This window comes from Nocardioides sp. Z21_20, from assembly GCF_059766585.1.
Map to the genome: position 1 here is coordinate 39,739 of NZ_JCBAJX010000011.1, position 23,459 is coordinate 63,197.

Genomic DNA, 23,459 nt, shown 5'->3' on the forward strand with positions numbered 1-23,459 from the left:
CGTTGCTCTGTCTCTTGGGAGCCCGGTCAGGAGACCGGACCTCCGAAGATGTCGATGCGGTGGCCCTCGGCGAGGCTGACGATCGCCCGCTTCGTGTTGGCGCGCTTGCCCATGCCGAAGCGGGTGCGACGCGTCTTGCCCTGACGGTTGATCGTGTTGACCGACGTGACCTTGACGTTGAACACCTTCTCGACCGCGATCTTGATCTCGGTCTTGTTGGCGTCCGGCCGCACGATGAACGTGTACTTGTTCGCGTCGAGGAGGCTGTAGCTCTTCTCGGACACGACCGGTGCGATCAGGATGTCGCGCGGGTCCTTCTGCAGGGTGCTCACTTGGAGGCCTCCTCGGTCTCGGCGGCGGCCTCGGCGGAGGTGGCGACGGCCTTGGCGGACTTGCCCTTCGGCGCACCCGCCACGAGCGCGTCGTACGCGCCGCGGCTGAAGATCACGTCGTCGCTGGCCAGCACGTCGTAGGTGTTGAGCTGGTCGACCGCGACGATGTGCACGTCGGGGGCGTTACGCAGCGAGAGCCAGGTGAGGGTGTCGTTGCGCTCCAGCACGACGAGCGCGCGGCGACGGTTGCTGACCTGGGCGATCGCGGCGAGCGCGGCCTTGGTCGACGGCTTGTCGCCGGAGACCAGGGCGTCGACGACGTGCACGCGGTCGTTGCGGGCCCGGTCGGAGAGGGCGCCACGAAGAGCGGCGGCCTTCATCTTCTTGGGGGTCCGCTGGTCGTAGTCGCGCGGCTTGGGGCCGTGCACCACGCCACCACCGGTGAACTGCGGTGCGCGGGTCGAGCCCTGACGGGCGCGGCCGGTGCCCTTCTGCTTGTGCGGCTTGCGGCCACCACCGCGAACCTCGCCGCGACGCTTGGTGGAGTGCGTGCCCTGACGGGCAGCGGCCTGCTGGGCCACGACCACCTGGTGGATCAGGGGGATGTTGACCTGGACGTCGAAGATCTCGGCCGGGAGGTCGACCTTGGCCTTCTTCACTTCGGTGCTCACTGAGCAACTCCCTCACTCTTGGCTGCCGAGCGGAGGACCACGAGGCCACCCTTCGGACCGGGGACCGCACCCTTGAGCAGGATCAGGCCGCGCTCGACGTCCACACCGTGAACGGTGACGTTCTGGGTGGTGACGGCGTCGTGACCCATCCGGCCGGACATGCGGGTGCCCTTGAAGACGCGACCCGGGGTGGCGCAGGCGCCGATCGATCCCGGCTTGCGGTGGTTCTTGTGCGCACCGTGGGAGGCCCCGACACCGTGGAAGCCGTGACGCTTCATCGTGCCGGCGAAGCCCTTGCCCTTGCTGGTGCCGGTGACGTCGATCTGCTCGCCGGCGGCGAAGAGCTCGGGAGAGAGCTCCTGCCCGACGTTGTACGACGCGGCATCAGCGGTGCGGATCTCGACCAGGTGGCGACGCGGGGTCACCCCGGCCTTGTCGAAGTGACCGGCCTGCGGCTTGTTGACCTTGCGGCCCTCGATCTCGCCGAAGCCGACCTGGATGGCGTTGTAGCCATCGGTGGCGGGCTGGCGGACCTGGGTGACCACGTTGGTGCTCGCGGCGATCACAGTCAGGGGGACGATGCGGTTGTTCTCGTCCCAGGTCTGGGTCATGCCGAGCTTCGTGCCCAGCAGGCCCTTCACGTTTCGTTCGAAAGTCATCTCGGCAGACCTCAGAGCTTGATCTCGATGTCGACACCAGCAGGCAGATCGAGGCGCATCAGCGAGTCGACCGTCTTCGGCGTCGGGTCGATGATGTCGATGAGGCGCTTGTGCGTGCGCATCTCGAAGTGCTCGCGGGAGTCCTTGTACTTGTGGGGCGAGCGGATGACGCAGTACACGTTCTTCTCGGTCGGCAGCGGCACCGGGCCGGCGACCTTGGCACCCGTACGGGTGACGGTGTCCACGATCTTGCGCGCCGAGGTGTCGATCACCTCGTGGTCATAGGCCTTGAGCCTGATGCGGATCTTCTGTCCCGCCATAGGTCTCTCTCGTCCTTATCTTCGGTACCGCGTGCTGGTCACGACACAACCTCGGGTGAGGCCGTCCCGCCCGTGCTCCACCACCTGATCCGCCGACCCCCGCGGTCGGGCGTGTCGCGCACTCTTCTCGCGACACGAGACCGGGGTCTCGCTGTATTCAGTGGCACCCGACGGGTTCGTCGGGCTGATCGGGTCCCCAGATCGGTGCGGCCGCACGCCAGAGCACCGATCGATCCACAGGGAGACGCGATTCAGTAATCAAGGTGTGTGACACGCACCCCGGCGACCCGCCGGAGCAACCGGACTATCTTGGCAGAGTCCCACACGGAAACAAAATCCGCGCGAGGGGTCCGCCACCGGCTCTGCCACCCGCCGCACGGACCAGCCGAACGGACCGGCGCAGCGCCGGAACAGGAGCCTGACAAGATGGCCGCGGGAAGGGGCTCTCGCACTCTCCCGGACCGACAAGCTACTGCCACTCAGCACCATACAGGGGGGAACGATGGCGCCCGACAACGGCGACCAGTCCACGGAGGGCGCCTGGCCCGCCCCGCCGCCGGGCTACGCGGCGGTTGCGCCCGGCCCCGCGCGCTACACGCCGCCCCCTCCCCCGGCGTACCCCTGGCCGGCGGCCGGCCCCGGACCACTCGGCCCCGGACCCGGACCACTGAGCCCCGGCGGCCCCGGTCTGCCTGCGCTGGCCGCCGCCCACAAGCCGGGTGCCATCCCGCTGCGGCCCTTGCGCCTGAGTGACATCTACGACGGCGCCTTCAAGATCATCCGACGCAACCCCGGCGCGACCGTCGGCTCGGCCACCTTCGTCTCGGCGCTGACGCTGGCGATCCCGGTGCTGGTGGTCGCGGTGCTCACCCAGATCCTCGACCTGAGCATGGTCTCGCAGTCCTTCCTGTTCGAGGACCTGCTCGCCGACCCGGCGCCCGGGTCCGACGATCCCGCGACGGCCGGCGAGGTGGCCGGGCTGGTGCTGACGGCCGTGTCCCTGCTGGTCGGCCTGGTGCTGCAGGCGGCCGGCATCGTGCTGGTCACCGGGATGGTCGCGCACGTGACGATGGCGGCGGCGCTCGGAGGGCGGCTGACGCTGAGCCAGGCCTGGGCGGCGACGCGCGGGAAGCGCTGGCGGCTGCTGGGGCTGGCCGCGCTGCTGAGCACGGCCGTGCTGGTCGTCCTGGCCGGCTACGCGCTCAGCTGGGTCCCGGTGGCGGCGTACGGCGACACGCTCGCCGTCGTCGGCTACCTGCTGGTCAGCCTGCCCGTGCTGGCGGCGTTGCTGGTGTGGGGCTGGGTGCGGGTGCAGTACTACGCGGTCCCCGCGCTGATGCTCGAGCCGGTGGGGGTCCTCGGTGCGCTGCGCCGCTCGCTGGCGCTGAGCCGCGGCCAGTTCTGGCGCACGCTCGGGATCGCCCTGCTCACCGCCCTGGTGACCGGGATCGCCGGCAGCGTGCTCACGACGCCGGTCAGCCTCGTCGGTCAGGTCTTCACGTTCCTCCTCGACTCCCCCGAGGCCGTCCTGCTCGTCACGCTGCTCGTCTTCGCCGCCAGCACCACGATCCAGTACGCGTTCACCACGCCGTTCACCAGCACCGTCGCGGCCCTGCAGTACCTCGACCAGCGCATCCGCAAGGAGGCGTACGACGTGGAGCTGGTCGCACGCACCGGCGGGTTCCTGCGGTGAGGCTCGAGCCGCCCCTGCACCCGGACGGGGAGGAGGGCCGCGCCCGGCTGCGCCGCGAGCTCCTCGGCCCGGAGTACCAGGACAGCGAGATCCTCGACCGGCTGCTCACCTGGATCCGCCGCCGCTTCGAGCAGGGCGCCGCGGTCGCGACCGACTCACCCGCGCTGACCACCTTCGCCGCGATGGCGCTCGGCCTGGCTCTGCTGCTGGCCCTGGGCTGGCTGCTCTCCCGGGCCCGGCGCGACCCGGCAGCCGGCCGCCCGGCCGGTCCGGTGCTCACCGGGGAGCCGCTCAGCGCCGCGCAGCTGCGCGAGCGCGCGCAGGACGCCCTCGAGCGGGGCGACCACGCGCTCGCCCTCGTCGAGGCCTTCCGCGCCCTCACCGCCCACCAGGTCGAGCGTGGGGTGGTGCTCGACGCGCCGGGAGCCACCGCGCACGAGGTCGCCCTGGTCGCGGCGCAGGCCCACCCACGCGCCGAGGGCGCCCTGCACGACGCCGCCGACAGCTTCGACCGGGTGCTCTACGGAGGCCGTGCGGCCACGGCGGCGCAGGCGCGGACGATGCTGTCCCTGGACGACGAGCTGGCGGGTGTCCGGTGACCCGCTGGCGCGGGCGCCGCTCCGCCCTGGTCGTCGGGGGGACCGTGCTGGCGGCGCTCGCCGCGACCGTCCTGCTCGGCGGCTCGCCGCAGACGCACGGGGGCGCCCTGGACCCGGAGAACCCGCGGCGCAGCGGCGCGCAGGCCCTCGCCCGGGTGCTGTCCGAGGAGGGCGTGCAGGTCAGCGTGGCCCGCGGCGCCGACGCCCTGGACGACGCCGAGGTCGACACCTCGACCTCGGTGGTGGTGACCTCCACCGACCAGCTCGGGCCGAGCACCTCGCGCCGCCTCCTCGAGCAGGACGCGAGCCGGCTGATCGTGGTCGAGCCGGACCCGCTCGCCCTCGACTCCCTGGGGATGGACGCCACCGTCGCGTCGGTCTCCGTCGGGTTGGCGCGCTCGGCGTCGTGCGCCGGCGAGCTCGACGCCCTGATCCCCGGCGAGCTGTCGCTCGAGGTCGACCGGGCCCGTGCCTACGGCGAGACGGGCTGCTTCTCCGCCGACGGCGGCTCCCTGCTGGTGCAGCCCCGCCCGGGTCTCCTCGTGCTCGGCGCAGGCGAGGCGCTGTCCAACGACCAGGTGCTCCGCGCCGACAACGCCGCGGTGGCGCTGCGGCTGCTGGGCCAGGACCGGCGGCTGGTCTGGTACGTCCCCGACGCCGAGGACCTCGTCGCCGGGGACGCGGTCGACCTGCCCGACCTGCTCCCCCGCTGGCTCGGCCCCGGGCTGGCGATCGTCAGCCTCGCCGTGGTCGGTCTGCTGCTGTGGCGCGGACGACGGCTCGGCGCGCTGGTCACCGAGCCGCTGCCGGTGGTGGTCAGGGCCGTGGAGACCACGCAGAGCCGGGGCCTGCTCTACCGCAAGGCCGGCGACCGGGGCCACGCGGCGCGGGTGCTGCGCCGTGCCAGCCGACGCCGCGCTGCCGAGCGGCTCCGGCTCCCTGCCACCACCCCGCCCGCCGTACTCGTCGAGGAGGTGGCGCGCCACCTGCGCCGGCCTCCCGCCGAGGTGTGGGCGCTGCTGAGCCCGGAGGCTCCCGCACCGACCGATGACCACGCCCTGCTCACCCTGGCCAGCGACCTGGCCGCACTCGAGGAAGAGGTACGCCGCCGATGAGCGACGACGCACAGCACCGCCGGGATCTTCGCGACCCGTTCCGGAAGGAGGGGTCTGCGCCGGACACCGGGCCGGACGGCGCGACGCTCCCGGTTGCCTCCCCGAACCCGGCAGAGGCGGACTCCGCGGCGCAGGCCCGGGCACGCCTCGCGGCGGTGCGTGAGGAGGTGGCGAAGGGCGTCGTCGGCCAGGACGCCGCGGTGTCGGGGCTCCTGGTTGCCCTGCTGTGCGGCGGGCACGTGCTGATGGAGGGCGTGCCCGGGGTCGCCAAGACGCTGCTGGTGCGGACCCTCGCGGCGGCGCTGTCCATCGACTCGCGGCGGGTGCAGTTCACGCCCGACCTGATGCCCGGCGACATCACCGGATCGATGGTGATCGACAGTCACCGCGGCGAGCTCAGCTTCCGCGAGGGCCCCGTCTTCACCCACCTGCTGCTCGCCGACGAGATCAACCGGACGCCACCCAAGACCCAGTCCGCGCTGCTGGAGGCGATGGAGGAGGGCCAGGTGTCGGTCGACGGCGTCTCGCACCTGCTGCCGCGCCCCTTCCTGGTGGCCGCCACCCAGAACCCGGTCGAGTACGAGGGCACCTATCCGCTGCCCGAGGCGCAGCTCGACCGGTTCCTGCTCAAGGTCGTGCTGCCGGTCCCCGATCGCGACGCCGAGCTGGAGATCCTGCGCCGTCACGCCGCGGGATTCGACCCGCGCGACGTCGCCGGCGCCGGGGTGCGCGCGGTGGCCGGCCCCGAGGACATCGCCGCCGGGCAGCGCGCCGTGCGCCGGGTCCAGGTGGCTCCCGAGGTGGCCGGCTACATCGTCGACGTCGCGCGCGCCACCCGGGAGTCGCCGTCGCTGAGCCTGGGTGTCAGCCCGCGCGGGGCGACCGCGCTGATGCACGCCGCCCGCGCCTGGGCCTGGCTCAACGACCGCGACTTCGTCACCCCGGACGACGTCAAGGCGCTCGCCCACGCGACCCTGGTGCACCGCCTCGGGCTGCGCCCCGAGGCCGAGCTCGAGGGGGTCGACGTCGCCCAGGTGCTGGGCTCGGCACTCGCCTCGGTGCCGGTCCCGCGCTGATGGCGCTCACCGGCCGGGTCCCGCTGCTGGTCCTGCTGGGCCTGGTCCCGGTGGTACTGCGTCCGGTCGCGGGCACCGTGTGGTTGTGGCTGCTCGCGGTCCTGCTGCTGGTGGCGGCGGACTGGCTGCTGGCGCCGCGACCGGCTCGCCTCGACGTCGTACGCCGCGAGCCCGGGTCCGTCCGGCTCGGGGAGTCGGCGCACAGCCTCCTGGTGGTGGGCAACCCCTCCTCACGCACCGTCCGGGCCTGGGTGCGAGACGCCTGGCAGCCGAGCGCCGGGGCCGGAGCCAACCGGCACCGCGTGCACCTCTCCCCCGGCGATCGGGTCCTGCTCGACACCAGCCTGCACCCGCGCCGGCGCGGCGACCTGCACGCCGCCGGGGTGACCGTGCGCAGCTACGGCCCGCTGGGGTTGGCCGGGCGGCAGCGGACCCTGGAGGTGCCCGGCACCGTGCGGGCCCTGCCTGCGTTCGAGTCGCGCCGGCACCTGCCCAGCCGCCTGGCCCGCCTGCGCGAGCTGGACGGCCGCGCGGCCGTGCGGGTGCGCGGCCAGGGCACCGAGTTCGACTCGCTGCGCGAGTACGTGCGCGGGGACGACGTGCGCGCCATCGACTGGCGGGCCTCCGCGCGCAACCGCAACGTCGTGGTGCGCACCTGGCAGCCCGAGCGGGACCGTCGCGTGGTGATCGTGCTGGACACCTCGCGTACCTCGGCCGGGCGCGTCGAGGACGTGCCCCGCCTCGACTCCGCGATGGACGCCGCCCTCCTGCTGGGGGCGCTGGCCTCACGGGCCGGGGACCGGGTCGACTTCGTCGCCGCGGACCGGCGGGTGCGCACCCGGATGCGCTTCTCGGGCCGGCGCGACGTCGCCGCCCGGATGCAGGACGCGATGGCCGACCTGGCGCCGGTCATCGCCGAGGCGGACTGGGCGAGCATCGCCGGCGCCGTCACCGGCCTGGGACGCCAGCGCGCGCTCGTCGTACTGCTCACGCCACTGGAGCCGGCCGCGGTCGAGGAGGGCCTGCTCCCCGTCCTGGCCTCCCTGGTGCGCCACCACCGGGTCGTCCTCGCCTCGGTGAAGGACCCGGCCCTCGAGCGCATGGCCCACGCCCGCGACGGCATCGGCGACGTCTACGCCGCCGCGGCCGCCGAGCAGGCCCTGCTCCGCCGACGCCACACCGCCGACCTGCTCCAGACCCTCGGCGTCGACGTCCTCGACGCAGACGCCGACGACCTCCCCCCGGCCCTGGCCGACCACTACCTGGCCCTCAAAGCGCGCGGGCTGCTCTGACGCCCCCGCCGTGCGCCGTCTCACCCCCACCGTTTGGTCCCCAACGGATGCCATACGGCGTCAGAACATGCCGTCTCTGACCAATCGACGCACCACCCACGCCCTCCCCCGCCGAACCGCGCCCATACCCCCACCGTTTGGTCCCCAACGGATGCCAAACGGCGTCAGAACATGCCGTCTCTGACCATTCGGCGCACCCCGCCGCCCCGCCCCCCGCCGCCCCGACCACCGCCGACCCGACCACCGCCGCCCCGCGACAGCCGACCTCATGCGGCGGTAGCGGCGCGGTCCTCCAGCAGGGACGCGTCGACGTCGCCGGTGTGCCCGCGCAGGTACGCCGCGCGGCCGAGCACGAACACGTAGCCGAAGAACACCGCCTCCGCCAGGATGCCGATGCCGAGCCGGGCCCAGGTGGGCAGCCCCGACGGGGTCACGAAGGCCTCGATGAGCCCGCTCACGAAGAGCACCCCGACCAGGCCCAACGCCACGGTGCCGGCGGTGCGCCCCTCGCGGGCCACGGACTGCGAGCGGCTCAGCGCGCCCGGTTCGACCCAGGACCAGAAGAGCCGGAACCCGACGCCCGCGGCCACGAAGACGGCGGTGAGCTCGAGCAGCCCGTGCGGGAGCAGCAGGCCGAAGAAGTGGGCGCCGTGGTCGTGCCGGATCATGATCGACCCGATGATCGCGAGGTTGGCGATGTTGGTGAAGAGCAGGTAGACGACCGGCACCCCGAGGATGCCCAGTCCCAGGCAGAGGGCCGTCACCCAGGCGTTGTTGACCCAGACCTGGGCGGCGAAGTGCGAGGCGGCGTGCTCGCTGTAGTAGCCCTCGAAGTCCTCCTCCACCAGCTGGTCGACCTCGTCGGCCGACAGCAGCGTCTGCTCGACCTCGCCGTGCCCGAGCAGCCACCAGATCATCACCGCCGCCACCACCACGTTGGCGCCCATCGTGGCCAGCCACCACCAGCGCAGCCGGTACAGGGCGGCGGGGAAGCGCTCGGTCACGAACGACGCGACGGCGCCCCAGGTGGTCACCCGGCTGCCGGAGGAGCGGGTGCGCGCCCGCGCCAGCACCGAGGACAGGTAGGCGACCACCGACGCGTCGGGAGCCGAGGTACGCACCACCGAGAGGTGTGTGGCGGCGCGCTGGTAGAGCTCCACGAGCTCATCGCTCTCGGCCCCGCTCAGCCGGCGCCGCCGGGTCAGTTCCTCGAGGCGTCGCCACTCCAGGTGGTGCGCGAGCACGTAGGCGTCCAGATCCACGCCCCGAGCCTAGGCGCTGACCCCTATGCTGGCGGCGATGTCCTCCACGTCCGCGCGCGCCCCGGAGTTCGCCACCCTCACCGAAGACGACCTGGTCACCGGCGAGGCCGTCGCCCTCGACCTGCCCCCGGCGGGCCTGGGCACCCGGATCGCCTCCGGACTCATCGACGTCGCCGCCACCCTCGTCCTGCTGATCGCAATGATGTTGGTCGCGCTGGTCGCGGCCCTCGACACCGACGAGGCGCTGCTGTGGGTCGCCTACATCGCCACGATGATCACCGCGTTCCTGGTCTGGCCGACCGCCATCGAGACGCTGACCCGCGGCCGCTCCCTGGGCAAGCTCGCGCTCGGGCTGCGCACGGTGCGCGACGACGCCGGCCCGATCACGTTCCAGCACGCGTTCGTGCGGGCGCTGGTCGGGTTCGTGGAGATCTACGCCTTCACCGGGGCGCCCGCCTTCTTCTCCGCCCTGCTCAGCAGCAAGGGCAAGCGGCTCGGCGACTACGCGGCCGGCACCTACGTCGTCCGGGACCGGATGCCCCTGCGCCTGGCGCCGCCGCCGCCGATGCCGCCTCCGCTGGCCAGTTGGGCGGCCACCGCCGACATCGCGAGCCTGCCCGTCCCGCTCGCGCTGGGCGTGCGCCAGTTCCTCTCCCGCGCCCCCCACCTCGATCCCCGCTCGCGCCACGATCTGGGCGTGCGTCTGGCCGTCGAGGTCAGCCAGTACGTCGCGCCCGCCCCGCCGCCCGGCACCCCGCCCGAGCCCTACCTCGCCGCGGTGATCGCCGGGCGCCGCGAGCGCGACGCGGCCCGTCTGCGACGCGAGGAGCAGCTGCGGCGCCGGCTCGGCGTCGGGCGCCGCCGATGAGCACGTCCGCCGATCTCGCCGAGGTCGTCCGCCGTGAGCGGCTGCTGCTCGACCCCACCCTGCGGGTGTGCCGCGAGGACCTCGAGCGCCTGCTGCACCCCGACTTCGTCGAGTACGGCGCGTCCGGGCGCGTGTGGGACCGCGAGACCCTGATCGCCGCGCTGAGCACCGACGCCGAGGTGTCCGGACAGGCGGAGGGCTTCACGGCGGTCCCGCTGGGCCCCGGAGTGGTCCTGGTGACCTACCGGATCTCCGGCTCGTCCGGCTCGTTGCGCAGCTCCGTGTGGGTCGACGAGGCGCCCGAGGGCTGGCGGCTGCGCTTCCACCAGGGCACCCGCTCACCGGACACGGCGCCCGGCCACCCCTGACGGCGCCCGGCAACCCCTGACGGCCCGGCCACCACTGACGGCGCCCGCCGTCCTCACAGCAGCGGCAGCACCGTGTCGCGGACCCTCTCGTCGGCGCAGACCAGCACCGGCAGGTCGATGTCGGTGGGCAGGTAGTCGGAGCCGTCGGGATGGGTCACGCTGCCGCCGACCTCGCGGGTGAGCAGGGTGCCGGGCACGTGGTCCCAGGGCTTCGTCATCCCGTAGAGCACGTAGTCGGTGGCGCCGGTGACCAGCTGGGGGAAGTCCACCCCGCAGCACACCCAGGACAGCTCCATCGGGTCCAGGGCGCCCAGCGAGGTGCCGACCCGGCCCCGCATCGAGGTCACCCCGCGCGGACGCCGCGGATCCGCGGGCGTCGGCTGGCGAAGCCGCACTCCGTCGGCCCAGGCCCCGGCGCCACGCTCGGCGACGTAGGCGCGCGCGTGCGCGGGCTGCCAGATCCAGCTGCGCACGATCTCCCCACCGCGGACCTCACCGACCATCACGGCGTGGTCGGGCGAGCCGTGCACGAAGTTCTTGGTCCCGTCGATCGGGTCCACGCAGAACCAGTGCTCCACGCGGTCGAGCCCGTGCAGCAGCGAGGGGTCCGCCGAGACCGCCTCCTCGCCGACGATCAGCGCGTCGGGGTAGGCCGCCTGCAGCCGCCGGGTGATGGCCACCTCGGCCTCGCGGTCGGCGACGGTGACCAGGTCACCGGGGTTCTTCTCCATCACCTCGTGCTCGGCCAGGGCGCGGAAGCGCGGCTCGACGAGCTCCGCGGCGACCTCCTGCAGCAGTGCGAGCACGGCGTCGCTGTCCATGGCCGCCACTATGCCAAAACCCGCCCGCCCCGCCGGGAGGGGGCTGGGGCCCGTCCCGGCTCAGTCGGTACGTCGGTAGGCCAGATCGGTGATCGAGCGGCCGGCGGCCAGGCCTTTACGCTCGAACCTGGTGACCGGGCGCGGCGCCCAGCGCTCGACCACGCCGCCGACCAGGCGGGGCTCGGCGTCGAGGACCTCCACCATCTGCTCGGCGTACTCCGCCCAGTCCGTGGCCAGGCGCCACACCGCCCCGGGCGTGAGCCGCGAGGCCGCCCGCGCGACGAATTCCGGGTTGACCAGGCGCCGCTTGTGGTGACGCTTCTTGTGCCACGGGTCGGGGAAGAAGGTCCACAGCTCAGCCAGCGCGCCGGGGGCGAGCAGGTGCTCCAGGGACCAGACCGCGTCCACCGAGCAGAACCGCACGTTCGTGGCGCCCGCCTCGGCGACCCGGCCCAGGCCCTCGGCCACTCCGGGGCGCCACACCTCGAAGGCCAGCACGTTAACGTCGGGTCGCGCCGCGGCCAGGGCGGCGGTCGCCTCGCCGACCCCCGAGCCGATCTCCACCACCAGCGGCGCCGGGCGCGCGAAGCTCCCCGCCAGGGTGAAGCCCGGGTCGTCGACCGCCTCGTCGGGGATCACCCACTCCCCCGCGTGCGCCTCCCAGGCCTCGCGCTGGCGGTCGGTGAACCGGCTGCCGCGCCGCGAGTAGGTCAGCACCTCGCGCACCCGGCGTCCGTCCTCGGTGAGCCGGTGGTGCGGGCGCGCCGGGCGTACGCCGCGCTGGTCCGCGTCGTCGCCGGACTGCGGGACGGCGGGAGGCTCGGCGGGCGGGCCGGAGGTCTCGGGCGAGAGGGGCACGGCGTTCTCCTGCGCGGGTCAGGGGGAGACGGGAGGAAAGGACTGGCTGAAAAAAGGCGAACGGCCCCGGACCGCGAGGTCCGGGGCCGTTCGGTGCTGCTGGTGAGGCTAGATCACTTGGTGATCTTGGTGACCCGGCCGGCGCCGACGGTGCGGCCACCCTCGCGGATCGCGAACTTCAGGCCCTCGTCCATCGCGATGGGCTGGATGAGCTCGACCGACATCTCGGTGTTGTCACCCGGCATGACCATCTCGGTGCCCTCGGGAAGGGTCACGACGCCCGTAACGTCCGTGGTACGGAAGTAGAACTGCGGGCGGTAGTTGTTGAAGAACGGCGTGTGACGGCCGCCCTCCTCCTTCGAGAGGATGTAGACCGACGCGTCGAAGTTGGTGTGCGGCGTCGTGGTGCCCGGCTTGATGACGACCATGCCGCGCTCGACGTCCTCGCGCTTGGTGCCACGAAGCAGCAGACCGACGTTCTCACCGGCCTGGCCCTCGTCGAGCAGCTTGCGGAACATCTCGACACCGGTGACGGTCGACTTCATCGCGCCCTCGCGGATGCCGACGATCTCGACCTCCTCGTTGACCTTGATGATGCCGCGCTCGATACGGCCGGTGATGACCGTGCCGCGACCGGTGATCGTGAAGACGTCCTCGACGGGCATGAGGAAGGGCTTCTCGGTCTCACGCTCGGGGGTCGGGATGGCCTCGTCGACCGCCGCCATGAGCTCGAGGATCGACTTGCCCCACTTCTCGTCGCCCTGCAGCGCCGGGAAGGCAGCCACGCGGACCACGGGGATGTCGTCGCCGTCGTACTCGTACTCGGAGAGGAGCTCGCGCACCTCCATCTCGACGAGCTCGATGAGCTCCTCGTCGTCGACCATGTCGCACTTGTTCAGGGCGACAACCAGGGCGGGAACGCCGACCTGGCGGGCGAGCAGGACGTGCTCGCGGGTCTGCGGCATGGGGCCGTCGGTGGCCGCGACCACCAGGATGGCGCCGTCCATCTGCGCCGCGCCGGTGATCATGTTCTTGATGTAGTCGGCGTGACCGGGGCAGTCGACGTGCGCGTAGTGACGGCTCTCCGTCTGGTACTCCACGTGCGCGATCGAGATCGTGATGCCGCGCTGACGCTCCTCGGGAGCCTTGTCGATCTCGTCGAACGCCGAAGCGGCGTTCAGGTTCGGGTACGCGTCGTGCAGCACCTTGGTAATCGCCGCGGTCAGCGTCGTCTTACCGTGGTCGATGTGACCGATGGTGCCGATGTTGACGTGCGGCTTGGTCCGCTCGAACTTCGCCTTAGCCACTGGGGCTCCTCCTGGTGTGGGTTGTTACTTGACTCGTACTGGGGTGATGCCGAGGTCCGGACGAGATTACTCGCCGCGAACCTTCTTGATGATCTCGTCGGCGACGTTCTGAGGAACCTCGGCGTACGAGTCGAACTCCATCGAGTACGAAGCCTGGCCGGAGGTCTTGGACCTCAGGTCGCCAACGTACCCGAACATCTCTGACAGCGGCACAAGGGCGTTGACGACGCGGTCGCCGTGACGGTCCTCCATGCTGCTGACCTGGCCGCGCCGCGAGTTGATGTCACCGATCACGTCTCCAAGGAAGGAGTCGGGAGTGGTGACCTCGACCGCGAACACGGGCTCGAGCAGGACCGGCTTCGCCATCCGTGCGGCCTCCTTGAAGGCCGCGATGCCGGCGATCTTGAAGGCGAGCTCGGAGGAGTCGACGTCGTGGTAGGCGCCGTCCTCGAGCGAGACCTTCACGTCGACCATCGGGTAGCCGGCGAGGACGCCGAACTCCATGGCCTCCTGGGCACCGTGGTCGACCGAGGGGATGTACTCCCGCGGGATGCGACCACCGGACACGTTGTTGGCGAACTCGTAGCCGGCACCGTGACCGGTCTCGGGGTCGGTGTTCGGCTCGATCGAGATGACGATCTTGGCGAACTGACCCGAGCCACCGGTCTGCTTCTTGTGGGTGTAGCTGTGGTTCGAGACCTTGCGGCGGATCGTCTCGCGGTAGGCCACCTGCGGCTTGCCGACGGTCGCCTCGACGCGGAACTCGCGACGCATGCGGTCGACCAGCACGTCGAGGTGCAGCTCGCCCATGCCGGCGATGATCGTCTGGCCGGTCTCCTCGTCGGTCTTGACGGTGAAGGTGGGGTCCTCCTCCGACAGCCGCTGGATGGCCGTGCCCAGCTTCTCCTGGTCGCTCTTGGTCTTGGGCTCGATCGCGACCTCGATCACCGGGGCCGGGAACGTCATCGACTCCAGGACGACCGGCTTCTGCACGTCGCAGAGCGTCTCGCCGGTGGTGGTGTCCTTGAGACCCATCACCGCGACGATCTGGCCGGCGCCGACCGAGGCGATCTCCTCACGCTTGTTGGCGTGCATCTGGTAGACCTTGCCGATCCGCTCCTTGCGGCCCTTGACCGAGTTGAGCACGGTCGCGCCCGCCTCGAGCTTGCCCGAGTAGACGCGGACGAAGGTCAGCTTGCCCAGGTGCGGGTCGGAGGCGATCTTGAACGCCAGGCCGGCGAACGGCTCGTCGTCGGCGGGACGACGCTTGATGATCGTCTCCTCGTCGTTGACCTTGTGACCCTCGACGGCCTCGATGTCGAGCGGCGAGGGCAGGTACTTGACGACCGCGTCGAGCAGGGGCTGGACGCCCTTGTTCTTGAACGCGGTGCCGCACAGGATCGGGTTGACCTTGTCGGCCAGCGTGGCGCGACGGATGGCCGCCTCGAGCTCCTCGACGGTGAACTCCTCACCCTCCAGGTACTTCTCCATGATGGCGTCGTCGGCGTCCGCGATCGTCTCGAGGAGCTTCACGCGGTACTCCGCGGCCTGCTCGGCGAGCTCGGCGGGGATCTCCTCGACCTCGTAGTCCTCACCGATCGTGGTCTCGCCGCGCCAGGTCAGGGCACGCATGCCGACGAGGTCCACGACACCGATGAAGTCGCCCTCGGCGCCGATCGGGAGCTGCAGGACCAGCGGGGTGGAGTTCAGCCGCTCGATGATCATGTCGACGCAGCGGAAGAAGTCCGCGCCGGTGCGGTCCAGCTTGTTCACGAAGCACATCCGGGGCACGGAGTACTTGTTGGCCTGGCGCCACACCGTCATCGTCTGCGGCTCGACACCGGCAACACCGTCGAACACCGCGACGGCACCGTCGAGGACGCGCAGCGAACGCTCGACCTCGACCGTGAAGTCGACGTGTCCGGGGGTATCGATGATGTTGATCTGGTGCTTCTTCCACCAGCAGGTCGTCGCGGCGGACGTGATGGTGATGCCGCGCTCCTGCTCCTGCTCCATCCAGTCCATCGTGGCGGCGCCCTCGTGGACCTCACCGATCTTGTACGTGATGCCCGTGTAGAACAGGATCCGCTCGGTGGTGGTGGTCTTGCCGGCGTCGATGTGCGCCATGATGCCGATGTTGCGGACCTGGTTGAGGTCCGTGGTGATGTCGACAGCCACTTAAGTGTCGTCCCCTCGGAGAAGTCGGGAGGTGGATCGGTCCGATCGGACCGATGTCACCAGCGGTAGTGCGCGAAGGCCTTGTTGGACTCGGCCATCTTGTGGGTGTCCTCACGCTTCTTCACCGCGGCGCCGAGGCCGTTGCTCGCGTCGAGGATCTCGTTCATCAGCCGCTCCGACATCGTCTTCTCGCGACGGGCCTGGGCATAGCCGACGAGCCAGCGCAGGGCCAGCGTCGTGCTGCGGTTGGGCTTGACCTCGATCGGGACCTGGTAGGTCGCACCGCCGACGCGGCGGGACTTGACCTCGATAGCCGGCTTCACGTTGTCGAGCGCACGCTTGAGCGTGACGACCGGGTCGGTGCCGGTCTTCTCGCGGCAGCCCTCGAGCGCCGTGTAGACGATGCGCTGCGCAACCTGCTTCTTGCCGTCCTGCAGGACCTTGCTGACCAGCTGGGTGACGACCTGCGAACCGTAGACCGGGTCGACGTCGAGCGGGCGCTTCGGGGCGGGACCCTTACGCGGCATTAGCTCTTCTCCTTCTTCGCGCCGTAACGGCTGCGGGCCTGCTTGCGGTTCTTGACACCCTGGGTGTCGAGCGAGCCGCGGATGATCTTGTAGCGGACACCGGGGAGGTCCTTCACCCGGCCGCCGCGAACGAGCACGATCGAGTGCTCCTGAAGGTTGTGACCCACACCGGGGATGTACGCCGTGACCTCGACGCCGCTGGACAGGCGCACGCGGGCAACCTTGCGCAGGGCGGAGTTCGGCTTCTTCGGGGTGGTCGTGTAGACGCGGGTGCAGACACCGCGGCGCTGGGGCGAACCCTTGAGGGCAGGCGTCTTGCTCTTGGACACCTTGTCCTGGCGGCCCTTGCGGACCAGCTGGTTAATCGTGGGCACCTGGTGGTTCCCCTTCGTTTTCTCTCTCAGTACCCGGCGCTCTGCTGGGCACGATGATGCTGCTCTGTGTACTGGTGGTGCTCGGCGAACCTGAACCGCTACAACCCCCGCGGTCGGGCGTGTCGCCCTTCCCCGATAGTCACCACACGGGTAACTTGCGCCGGGATCCGTGCCCGTCACCGGCGGTTTCGACCCGCCGACTACTTCCGAGCACGCGCAACGGCCTGGTTGTTCCAGACACGAGGGAAAAGACTACTCGGCCGCACAATGCCGGTCAAAACGCGGCGACCGGGCCCGAACAGGGCCACCGCGAGCAGCACGCCGACCATCGTCATCGCCCCTCCCCCGAGCAGCGTCCAGCGGGCTCCGAAGACCTCGCCGATCCAGCCGACCACGGGAGCGCCCAGCGGGGTCCCGCCCATGAAGATCATCATGTACAGCGCCATCACCCGCCCCCGCAGGGCCGGCTCCACCGACATCTGGATGACGGTGTTGGCGGCCGTGATCATGGTCAGCGCGCTGACCCCGAGCACCGGCATCCACAGCGCGAACGACCAGTAGTGCGGCAGCAGCCCCGCCACCACCTCGGAGGCCCCGAAGGCCAGCGCGGCGAGCACCACCAGGCGCTGACCGACGTGCGTGCGCCGGGCCGCGAGCAGGGCGCCGGCGAGCGAGCCGACCGCCATCACCGAGCCCAGCAGGCCGTACTCGGTGGGCCCCTTGTCGAAGACCTCGGTGGCCATCAGCGCGGAGGTCATCTGGAAGTTCAGCCCGAAGGTGCCCGCGAAGAACACGATCGTCAGGATCAGCAGCAGGTCCGGGCGGCCGCGCACGTAGCGGATGCCCTCGCGCACGCCTCCGGCTCCCTTGCGCAGTGGCTCGGGGGTGGCCAGCAGCGCGGGGTTCATCCCGCGCAGGGCGACGATCGGGGCGGCGTAGGTGAAGGCGTTGATGATGATCACCCAGCCGGTGGCCACCGCTCCCCCGCCGAGCGCGGCGATCAGCAGGCCGGCGATGGCGGGTCCGACGAGACGCGCGGCGTTGAACGAGGCGGAGTTGAGGCCGACGGCGTTGCTCAGGTCCTCGCGGGTGACGATCTCGCTGACGAACGACTGCCGGGCGGGACCGTCGAAGGCGGTGCCGATGCCGAAGACGAAGGCCAGCACGTAAACGTGCCACACCTCGGCGACCCCGGTCACCGCGAGGAGACCGAGGACGAGGGCGGGCAGCGCCATCATCACCTGGGTGACCTGCAGCAGGGTCCGCTTGGAGACCCGGTCGGCGACCAGCCCGGCGTAGGGCGAGAGCAGCAGGATCGGCAGGAACTGCAGTCCGGTGGTGATGCCCAGCGCGGTGCCGCCGCTGGTGGCCAGCTGCAGGACCAGCCAGTCCTGGGCGACGCGCTGCATCCAGGTGCCGACGTTGGAGACGACACCGCCTGCGGCGTAGAGACGGTAGTTGGCGTTGGCGAGCGCCTTGAACGTGGGAGACGTGGTGGTTCAGTCCTTCCGGGCCAGTGCTTGCAGGATGGGGGTGGCCCGGCGCAGCACCTCGCGCTCCTCGGGCTCGAGCTCGGCCAGCCGGCGGGCCAGCCACGCGTCGTGACGGCGACGATCGGCCAGCACGACCTGCCGGCCCGGCTCCGACAGCGCGACCAGCACCTGACGGCCGTCGGTGTCGTGGGGGCGGCGAACGACCAGGCCACGGTCCACGAGGGCGTTCACGGTCCGGGTCATCGACGGCGGCTGGACCCGCTCGATCGCGGCGAGCTCACCGAGGGGGCACTCCCCCTGGCGCAGCAGCGTCCCGAGGACCGCCATCGCCCCCGAGCTCAGCTCGTTGTCGGGGTGCCGCTCGGCGGCCAGACGTCGGCGCAGCCGCATCACGGACAGGCGAAGCTCGGCGGCGAGGCCGGCGTCGGTGCGCGAGGCGGGCTGAGGGATGGGCACACCTCTCCCCAACTCGTTACCGTTGCTAACTATTCCAGCAGTTTCGAGTGATGCGCGCCACAGTCGCTCCGGGGGCCCGGCGGTGGTCCGGGGGCCGGTGGTTTCCCCGGTCGGCCGGGGAACGCTGAACTTGTCGGCCGAAGTTTCGCCCGACAAGTTCAGCGATCGCCTGAGGCTCAGCCCACCCAGTTCGAGATCGGGTTGATCGCGAAGTACACCGCGAACAGCACGGCCACCACCCACATCAGCCCGTGCACCTCGCCGACCTTGCCGCGCACCACCTTGATCAGGACGTAGGCCAGGAAGCCCGCGCCGATGCCGGCCGAGATCGAGTAGGTGAACGGCATCACCACGATCGTCAGGAACGCCGGGATGGCGATCTCGAGGTCGTCCCAGTCGATGCCGCGCACCTGCTGCATCATCAGGAAGCCGACCAGCACCAACGCCGGCACCGCGGCCTCGTTCGGCACCACGCGCACCAGCGGAGCCAGGAACGTCGCCAGCAGGAACAGCACCCCGGTGACCACGGAGGCCAGACCGGTACGGGCGCCCTCGGCGACCCCGGAGGTCGACTCGATGTACGACGTGTTGGACGAGACGCTGGCGGCGCCACCCGCCGCGGCGGCGAGCGAGTCGACGATGAGGATCCGCTTGGTGTTCGGCGGGTTGCCGTCCTCGTCGAGCAGGCGCCCCTCGGCCCCGATCGCGGTCATCGTGCCCATGGTGTCGAAGAAGTCGGCCAGCAGCAGGGTGAAGATCAGCAGCGCGACGGTGACCACGCCGGCGTTCTCCCACGAGCCGAGCAGGTTGAACTCGCCGACCAGGCCGAAGTCGGGCATCTGGACGATCTTGTCCGGCCAGTCCGGGACGTTGAGGTTCCAGCCCTTGGGGTTGACCGTGCCGTCCGCGCGGAACGTCGGGCCCACGTCCGCGATCTTCTCCACGATGATGGCGATCACGGTGGTGGTCAGGATCGAGATCAGGATCGCGCCGCGCACCTGATTGACGTAGAGGCCGATCAGCAGCGCCAGGCCGATCACGAACACCAGCACCGGCCAGCCCTGCAGCTGCCCGCCGATGCCCATCTCCACCGGCACCGAGGAGGCGGTCTTGCGCACGAACCCCGCGTCGACCAGGCCGATCAGGGTGATGAACAGACCGATGCCGACCGAGATGGCCACCTTCAGCTGCCCGGGGACGGCCTTGAACACCGCCTCGCGGAAGCCGGTGAGCACGAGGACCAGGATGATCAGGCCCTCCATCACCACCAGGCCCATCGCGTCGGCCCAGGTCATCTGGTTGGCGATCGAGTAGGTGACGAAGGCGTTCAGCCCCAGTCCCGCGGCCAGTGCCATCGGGAAGTTGGCGACCACGCCCATCACCAGCGTCAGCAGACCCGCCACCAGCGCCGTCGCGGCCGCGATGGCAGCCACGTCGCCGCCGGCGAGCTGGTCGCCGTTCACGTCGGTGCCACCGGTGAGGATGATCGGGTTGAGCACCAGGATGTAGGCCATCGTCAGGAAGGTGACGATGCCGCCGCGCACCTCGCGTCCGACGGTCGATCCTCGCTGGGAGATCTTGAACCAGGAGTCGAGTGCGCCTACGGACTCGGGGGCGGTTCGTGTCGTCTGCTTGTCCACAGATGACAACTGTGTCAGATCCGGGAGCCCCATCCGAGCCGTCGATGCCTGGATGAGACGAATGCGGACTTGGATCTTCGTCACACCGTGCGACCACGCAGCCGCGCCGCCGCGTCGGCCCGCCCATCGTCTAGCGTGGAGGCGTGGAGAACCGCGACGAGCAGCCGATGACGCACGAGATCGGCAACCGCACCTACCTCGTCGCCGACGTCGAGCCGCTCGACGTCGACGGCGTGCGCACGGTCACGGTCGGCACCGCGCTGTGGCTGGTCGCGTTCGTGGCCCTGCTGCCGTTCTACGGCGAGCTGAACGAGAGCGGCCGCGAGTGGTGGCTGTGGACGTGCCTGGCCGGCTTCGGCCTGGGGCTGTTCGGCGTGGAGTACTGCCGCCGGCGCCGCCAGGCCCGCACGGAGGGCTAGCCGGGAGGGTCAGCCGGCAGGTCCAGCCAGGGCTAGAACGACTCCATGTCGTCGGGGTTGATCGTGTCCACCACCGGCTCGAGCGGCGGCAGCGGCTGGTGCTTGCGGGCCAGCTGGACCTCGGAGTGGGCACCGCAGCCGTGGTCGAAGGACACGATCCGGCCGTCGTCGTTGGCGCTGCCGTTCGCGCAGACCCCGAACATCTCCGAGAGCGGGCCGGCGATGCGCATCAGGAACCCGCACGTCGTGCACGGCTCGGGGGCCGCCTGGGCGACCGGGGAGGTCGGGCCGCCGTCCCCGTCGTACCAGCGCTGAGCGGCCAGGTCACGACCCTCGACCGAGAGGGTGCGCACCCGACCGAGCCCGAGGTCCGTGGCGACCTGGCGGATCTGAGCCTTGTCGTCGGCGTCGAGGGGGTCGTCGCCGAAGGAGTACGTCGGGACCAGTCGCGGGTCGTCGTCCTCGACCGGGAGCAGGTCGCCGGGTGAGAGGTCGCCCGGGCGGACGCGCTCCCTCCACGGCAGCCACGGCGGGGCGACGATCGCCTCCTCGCCGGGCACCAGCACCACCTCGTCCACGGTGATCTTCTTCTGGCGCGAGGCGCGCGCCACCGTGACCGACCAGTGCCAGCCGCGGTAGCCCGGGCGCAGGCAGTCGAAGAGATGGGTGACGACGCGCTCCCCCTCGGCCTGCAGGGCGAGGTGTTCACCCACATCGGCAGCGTCGACGAGGTCGAGCAGGGCCGCGCGGGCGACGTCGACCGCGGCTGCCGCAGCGGCGTCGGGCTTGGAACGAAGGGTGGCCATCACACGCGAAATCATGACGCATGCCCCCCTCCTCTGTCGCCCCGGCCCGAGATCCGTCTCGCGAACGGCTCCCCCGAGTGCCCCTGCGGCCCTGCCGGCCGGACCGGCGAGACACGACCGACCAGCTGCGCGGACACCGCTCCGCGAACGCCCCGGGCGCGGCAGGATGTCCCCATGACCGCCGACCCCGACCCCACGCAGGAGCGCCCCACCACCGCGCGACGCGTCGGCTCCGCGGTGCACACCGGCGCCCGCGCCACCGCCGGCGCGCTGCGCGGGGCGGCCCGGGTGAGCGGACGGGCCGGCCGGTTCACGCTGCGCCAGGCGCGGCGCGCCTCGCACGCCGAGGGGGCGGGCGACTCGGGGCTGTCCCGGCTGATCGAGATGCACGCCTTCAACACCGCCGGCGACGCCGCGGTGGCGATCTCGCTCGCGGGCAGCCTGTTCTTCCAGGTGCCGACCGGCGAGGCCCGCGACCAGGTGGTGCTCTTCCTCGGCCTGACGATGCTGCCCTTCGCCATCGTCGCTCCGCTGATCGGGCCCTTCCTGGACCGGTTCAGCCACGGGCGCCGGTGGGCGATCGGGTCGACGATGGCGCTGCGGGCGTTCCTGTGCTGGGTGTTGGCCTCCGCGGTCGTCACCGAGTCCGCCTGGCTCTTCCCCGCCGCGCTGGGCGTGCTCGTCGCGTCCAAGGCGTACGGCGTGACCCGGGCCTCCGCGGTGCCCCGGCTCGTGCCGCGCGAGTTCACCCTGGTCAAGGCCAACGCCCGCATCTCCCTGTCCGGGGTGGTGGGCGCGTCGGTCTCCGCCCCGATCGCCGCACTGGCCGCGACCTTCGGCGCGCAGTGGTCGCTGCGCTACGCGTTCGTGCTCTTCGTGGTGGCGACGGTCCTGTCGATCCTGCTGCCCGCCAAGGTGGACTCCAGCCACGGCGAGATCAGGCTGGCGCTGCTGCCCGGCTCCACCTCGGACCGGGCGACGTACGGCGCGGGCGGCGTGAGCGCGGCGAGCGGGGAGGAGCCGGGGACCCGCACGAGCCGCCGGCGCCGGCGCGGGCCGAGCGTGCGGATGCCGCCCACCGTGGCCTTCGCGCTGCGCGCCAACGCCGGGCCGCGCTGGATGATGGGCTTCCTGACGATCTTCATGGCGTTCCTGCTGCGCGAGAACCCGATCGCGGGCTGGAGCACCGAGCTGCTGCTCGCCGTGGTGATCGGCGCCGCGGGGGCCGGCAACGTCATCGGGATCGCGATCGGCTCACTGCTGCGCCGGGTGAACCCGGCCACCACCGTGGTGCTGGCCCTGCTCGCCGACGTCGCGATGGCCCTGGTCGCCGCGCTGTTCTACGGCGTACTGCCCCTGGCCGCGCTGGGGCTGACCGCCGGCCTGGCGCAGTCGCTGGCCAAGCTGTCCCTGGACGCGACCATCCAGCGCGACGTCCACGAGCGGGTGCAGTCCAGCGCCTTCGCCCGCTCCGACACCACGCTGCAGCTGGCCTGGGTGATCGGCGGCTTCGTCGGCATCGCGATGCCGCTGCTGCCCCGGCTCGGCCTGGGCGTCGCCTGCGGGGTGCTGGCCGCCTGGGCGATCTACGTGCTCGCGGCGCGCGTCCAGCAGCCCGCGGTGCGGATCAGCTGAGCTCGAGCTCGTCGGCCAGCGCCCGCAGCAGCTTCGCGGTGGGGGCCGAGGTGCGGGTGTCGGGGTGACGCCCGTGCCGGTAGCCCTCGCCCACACCGTCGAGGAGCTTGATCAGGTCCTCCACGATGGTGGCCATCTGCTCGGGCGACTTGCGCTGCGCGCGCGACTGGTTGCGGGCCACCGAGGTCGGTGCCTCCAGCACCCGCACCTGCAGCGCCTGCTCGCCGCGCCGGCCCTGGACGATGCCGAACTCGACCCGCGTCCCGGCCTTCAGCGTGGCGACGCCGTTGGGCAGCGCATCGGAGCGCACGTAGACGTCGGGCCCGTCGTCCTGCGAGAGGAAGCCGAAGCCCTTCTCCGCGTCGTACCACTTGACCTTGCCACTGGGCACGGGGCCGACCTCTTCCGTAGTCCTGCGCCGCGACCCTGTGCCCCGGCGAAGGCACAGCCTAGGGGCGAGAACGCCGCGCTGCCACCGCGATGACCGGTGGAGGGGGCCGGGGTCGCGCTGGGGACGGTGTGGCGCACGTCCCCTGGCTTCCTCGGCGTGCGCCTGTCATCATCGCTCGTCTACGCAAGAATGGGCCTCCGAGACAGCTGGGACGGAAGAGAGACGTGGGTTCGCACGGTCGACTCCCCCGCCCGCGCCGGCGCTCGCCGGTCGCGGGGCTTCGTCCTGCCCTCGTCTCG

24 protein-coding genes and 1 pseudogene are annotated in these 23,459 nt (G+C 71.4%); 9 read left to right on the top strand and 16 right to left on the bottom strand.

Going from position 1 to position 23,459, the window contains the following annotated elements; genetic code table 11:
* Positions 1–26 precede the first annotated feature (26 nt).
* From rplW to rpsJ, 4 genes are read right to left on the bottom strand one after another with little or no spacing between them, the layout of a single operon-like run.
* Positions 27–332, bottom strand: coding sequence for a 50S ribosomal protein L23 (gene rplW, locus AC6EH9_RS15780; RefSeq protein WP_460800315.1), 306 nt, complete (start codon positions 330–332; stop codon positions 27–29).
* Entirely contained in the window at positions 329–1,003 is a 675-nt protein-coding gene (gene rplD, locus AC6EH9_RS15785; protein WP_498424420.1) for a 50S ribosomal protein L4, read from the bottom strand. The genes rplW and rplD overlap by 4 nt, the downstream gene beginning before the upstream one ends.
* Positions 1,000–1,662, bottom strand: coding sequence for a 50S ribosomal protein L3 (gene rplC, locus AC6EH9_RS15790; RefSeq protein ID WP_498424422.1), 663 nt, complete (start codon positions 1,660–1,662; stop codon positions 1,000–1,002). Before rplC ends, rplD begins: the two co-directional genes overlap by 4 nt.
* Before the next feature lie 11 nt (positions 1,663–1,673).
* Positions 1,674–1,982: a 30S ribosomal protein S10 gene (gene rpsJ, locus AC6EH9_RS15795; RefSeq protein WP_008360994.1), complete on the bottom strand. Its 309-nt coding sequence runs from the start codon at positions 1,980–1,982 to the stop codon at positions 1,674–1,676.
* Positions 1,983–2,484: 502 nt separating this feature from the next.
* On the opposite strand from rpsJ, the gene AC6EH9_RS15800 reads away from it, so the two are divergent.
* The 5 genes from AC6EH9_RS15800 to AC6EH9_RS15820 are packed head-to-tail and all read left to right on the top strand — an operon-like array spanning position 2,485 to position 7,757.
* Entirely contained in the window at positions 2,485–3,675 is a 1,191-nt protein-coding gene (locus AC6EH9_RS15800; RefSeq protein WP_498424424.1) for a hypothetical protein, read from the top strand.
* Positions 3,672–4,274, top strand: coding sequence for a DUF4129 domain-containing protein (locus AC6EH9_RS15805; protein WP_498424425.1), 603 nt, complete (start codon positions 3,672–3,674; stop codon positions 4,272–4,274). The genes AC6EH9_RS15800 and AC6EH9_RS15805 overlap by 4 nt, the downstream gene beginning before the upstream one ends.
* Complete coding sequence (locus AC6EH9_RS15810) at positions 4,271–5,389, top strand: DUF4350 domain-containing protein (protein WP_498424426.1); 1,119 nt, start codon at positions 4,271–4,273, stop codon at positions 5,387–5,389. The genes AC6EH9_RS15805 and AC6EH9_RS15810 overlap by 4 nt, the downstream gene beginning before the upstream one ends.
* Positions 5,386–6,465: an AAA family ATPase gene (locus AC6EH9_RS15815; RefSeq protein ID WP_498424427.1), complete on the top strand. Its 1,080-nt coding sequence runs from the start codon at positions 5,386–5,388 to the stop codon at positions 6,463–6,465. The genes AC6EH9_RS15810 and AC6EH9_RS15815 overlap by 4 nt, the downstream gene beginning before the upstream one ends.
* On the top strand, positions 6,465–7,757 hold the full coding sequence (locus AC6EH9_RS15820; protein WP_498424430.1) for a DUF58 domain-containing protein: 1,293 nt from the start codon (positions 6,465–6,467) through the stop codon (positions 7,755–7,757). The genes AC6EH9_RS15815 and AC6EH9_RS15820 overlap by 1 nt, the downstream gene beginning before the upstream one ends.
* Before the next feature lie 266 nt (positions 7,758–8,023).
* Here AC6EH9_RS15820 and AC6EH9_RS15825 read toward each other — a convergent pair whose 3' ends face one another.
* Positions 8,024–9,019 carry a stage II sporulation protein M gene (locus tag AC6EH9_RS15825; protein WP_498424431.1) on the bottom strand — a complete coding sequence of 332 codons (996 nt, stop codon included), beginning with the start codon at positions 9,017–9,019 and terminating at the stop codon, positions 8,024–8,026.
* Between the two features lie 37 nt (positions 9,020–9,056).
* On the opposite strand from AC6EH9_RS15825, the gene AC6EH9_RS15830 reads away from it, so the two are divergent.
* Positions 9,057–9,887 carry an RDD family protein gene (locus AC6EH9_RS15830; protein ID WP_498424432.1) on the top strand — a complete coding sequence of 277 codons (831 nt, stop codon included), beginning with the start codon at positions 9,057–9,059 and terminating at the stop codon, positions 9,885–9,887.
* The gene (locus AC6EH9_RS15835; RefSeq protein ID WP_498424434.1) at positions 9,884–10,255 is read left to right on the top strand and encodes a nuclear transport factor 2 family protein; all 372 of its coding nucleotides are present in this window, start codon (positions 9,884–9,886) and stop codon (positions 10,253–10,255) included. Before AC6EH9_RS15830 ends, AC6EH9_RS15835 begins: the two co-directional genes overlap by 4 nt.
* Positions 10,256–10,308: 53 nt before the next feature.
* Here AC6EH9_RS15835 and AC6EH9_RS15840 read toward each other — a convergent pair whose 3' ends face one another.
* The 9 genes and pseudogenes from AC6EH9_RS15840 to AC6EH9_RS15880 all read right to left on the bottom strand — a co-directional run bounded on the left by AC6EH9_RS15840 (position 10,309) and on the right by AC6EH9_RS15880 (position 19,942).
* Positions 10,309–11,076: an inositol monophosphatase family protein gene (locus AC6EH9_RS15840; RefSeq protein ID WP_498424436.1), complete on the bottom strand. Its 768-nt coding sequence runs from the start codon at positions 11,074–11,076 to the stop codon at positions 10,309–10,311.
* Positions 11,077–11,136: 60 nt separating this feature from the next.
* Positions 11,137–11,934, bottom strand: a complete 798-nt coding sequence (gene trmB, locus AC6EH9_RS15845) for a tRNA (guanosine(46)-N7)-methyltransferase TrmB (protein WP_498424437.1) — start codon at positions 11,932–11,934, stop codon at positions 11,137–11,139.
* A gap of 113 nt (positions 11,935–12,047) precedes the next feature.
* Positions 12,048–13,241: an elongation factor Tu gene (gene tuf / locus AC6EH9_RS15850; RefSeq protein WP_498424439.1), complete on the bottom strand. Its 1,194-nt coding sequence runs from the start codon at positions 13,239–13,241 to the stop codon at positions 12,048–12,050.
* A 66-nt stretch (positions 13,242–13,307) separates the two neighbouring features.
* Positions 13,308–15,419: an elongation factor G gene (fusA, locus tag AC6EH9_RS15855; RefSeq protein WP_498424440.1), complete on the bottom strand. Its 2,112-nt coding sequence runs from the start codon at positions 15,417–15,419 to the stop codon at positions 13,308–13,310.
* Between the two features lie 56 nt (positions 15,420–15,475).
* The gene (gene rpsG, locus AC6EH9_RS15860; protein ID WP_498424442.1) at positions 15,476–15,946 is read right to left on the bottom strand and encodes a 30S ribosomal protein S7; all 471 of its coding nucleotides are present in this window, start codon (positions 15,944–15,946) and stop codon (positions 15,476–15,478) included.
* Positions 15,946–16,320, bottom strand: coding sequence for a 30S ribosomal protein S12 (gene rpsL, locus AC6EH9_RS15865; protein WP_428344753.1), 375 nt, complete (start codon positions 16,318–16,320; stop codon positions 15,946–15,948). Before rpsL ends, rpsG begins: the two co-directional genes overlap by 1 nt.
* Positions 16,321–16,520: 200 nt before the next feature.
* Positions 16,521–17,789 (bottom strand): annotated as a pseudogene (locus AC6EH9_RS15870) (MFS transporter); the annotation flags it as partial.
* Positions 17,790–17,819: 30 nt separating this feature from the next.
* A complete protein-coding gene (locus AC6EH9_RS15875) occupies positions 17,820–18,269 on the bottom strand; it encodes a MarR family winged helix-turn-helix transcriptional regulator (RefSeq protein WP_498424443.1) in 450 nt (149 codons plus the stop codon).
* Positions 18,270–18,445: 176 nt separating this feature from the next.
* Complete coding sequence (locus tag AC6EH9_RS15880; protein ID WP_498424444.1) at positions 18,446–19,942, bottom strand: NCS2 family permease; 1,497 nt, start codon at positions 19,940–19,942, stop codon at positions 18,446–18,448.
* A 110-nt stretch (positions 19,943–20,052) separates the two neighbouring features.
* On the opposite strand from AC6EH9_RS15880, the gene AC6EH9_RS15885 reads away from it, so the two are divergent.
* A complete protein-coding gene (locus tag AC6EH9_RS15885; RefSeq protein WP_498424445.1) occupies positions 20,053–20,328 on the top strand; it encodes a DUF2530 domain-containing protein in 276 nt (91 codons plus the stop codon).
* Positions 20,329–20,360: 32 nt separating this feature from the next.
* Here the strand turns inward: AC6EH9_RS15885 and AC6EH9_RS15890 are convergent, their stop codons facing one another.
* A complete protein-coding gene (locus tag AC6EH9_RS15890) occupies positions 20,361–21,134 on the bottom strand; it encodes a DUF3027 domain-containing protein (RefSeq protein ID WP_498424446.1) in 774 nt (257 codons plus the stop codon).
* 174 nt (positions 21,135–21,308) lie between these two features.
* Between AC6EH9_RS15890 and AC6EH9_RS15895 the strand changes: the two genes are divergently transcribed.
* Positions 21,309–22,769 (top strand): MFS transporter, encoded by a 1,461-nt coding sequence (locus AC6EH9_RS15895; RefSeq protein ID WP_498424447.1) that lies wholly within the window; start codon positions 21,309–21,311, stop codon positions 22,767–22,769.
* On the opposite strand, the gene AC6EH9_RS15900 is transcribed toward AC6EH9_RS15895, so the two are convergent.
* Complete coding sequence (locus AC6EH9_RS15900) at positions 22,762–23,160, bottom strand: cold-shock protein (protein ID WP_498424448.1); 399 nt, start codon at positions 23,158–23,160, stop codon at positions 22,762–22,764. The genes AC6EH9_RS15895 and AC6EH9_RS15900 overlap by 8 nt on opposite strands.
* Positions 23,161–23,459: the final 299 nt, after the last annotated feature.

What these genes read in the sequence shown, in the direction of transcription:
- rplC (WP_498424422.1), bottom strand. Translation starts at nt 1,662, where the DNA reads ATGACTTTCGAACGAAACGTGAAGGGCCTGCTGGGCACGAAGCTCGGC.
- rpsJ (WP_008360994.1), bottom strand. Translation starts at nt 1,982, where the DNA reads ATGGCGGGACAGAAGATCCGCATCAGGCTCAAGGCCTATGACCACGAG.
- AC6EH9_RS15800 (WP_498424424.1), top strand. Translation starts at nt 2,485, where the DNA reads ATGGCGCCCGACAACGGCGACCAGTCCACGGAGGGCGCCTGGCCCGCC.
- AC6EH9_RS15815 (WP_498424427.1), top strand. Translation starts at nt 5,386, where the DNA reads ATGAGCGACGACGCACAGCACCGCCGGGATCTTCGCGACCCGTTCCGG.
- AC6EH9_RS15820 (WP_498424430.1), top strand. Translation starts at nt 6,465, where the DNA reads ATGGCGCTCACCGGCCGGGTCCCGCTGCTGGTCCTGCTGGGCCTGGTC.
- AC6EH9_RS15830 (WP_498424432.1), top strand. Translation starts at nt 9,057, where the DNA reads ATGTCCTCCACGTCCGCGCGCGCCCCGGAGTTCGCCACCCTCACCGAA.
- AC6EH9_RS15835 (WP_498424434.1), top strand. Translation starts at nt 9,884, where the DNA reads ATGAGCACGTCCGCCGATCTCGCCGAGGTCGTCCGCCGTGAGCGGCTG.
- AC6EH9_RS15840 (WP_498424436.1), bottom strand. Translation starts at nt 11,076, where the DNA reads ATGGACAGCGACGCCGTGCTCGCACTGCTGCAGGAGGTCGCCGCGGAG.
- rpsG (WP_498424442.1), bottom strand. Translation starts at nt 15,946, where the DNA reads ATGCCGCGTAAGGGTCCCGCCCCGAAGCGCCCGCTCGACGTCGACCCG.
- AC6EH9_RS15880 (WP_498424444.1), bottom strand. Translation starts at nt 19,942, where the DNA reads ATGGGGCTCCCGGATCTGACACAGTTGTCATCTGTGGACAAGCAGACG.
- AC6EH9_RS15890 (WP_498424446.1), bottom strand. Translation starts at nt 21,134, where the DNA reads ATGGCCACCCTTCGTTCCAAGCCCGACGCCGCTGCGGCAGCCGCGGTC.
- AC6EH9_RS15895 (WP_498424447.1), top strand. Translation starts at nt 21,309, where the DNA reads ATGACCGCCGACCCCGACCCCACGCAGGAGCGCCCCACCACCGCGCGA.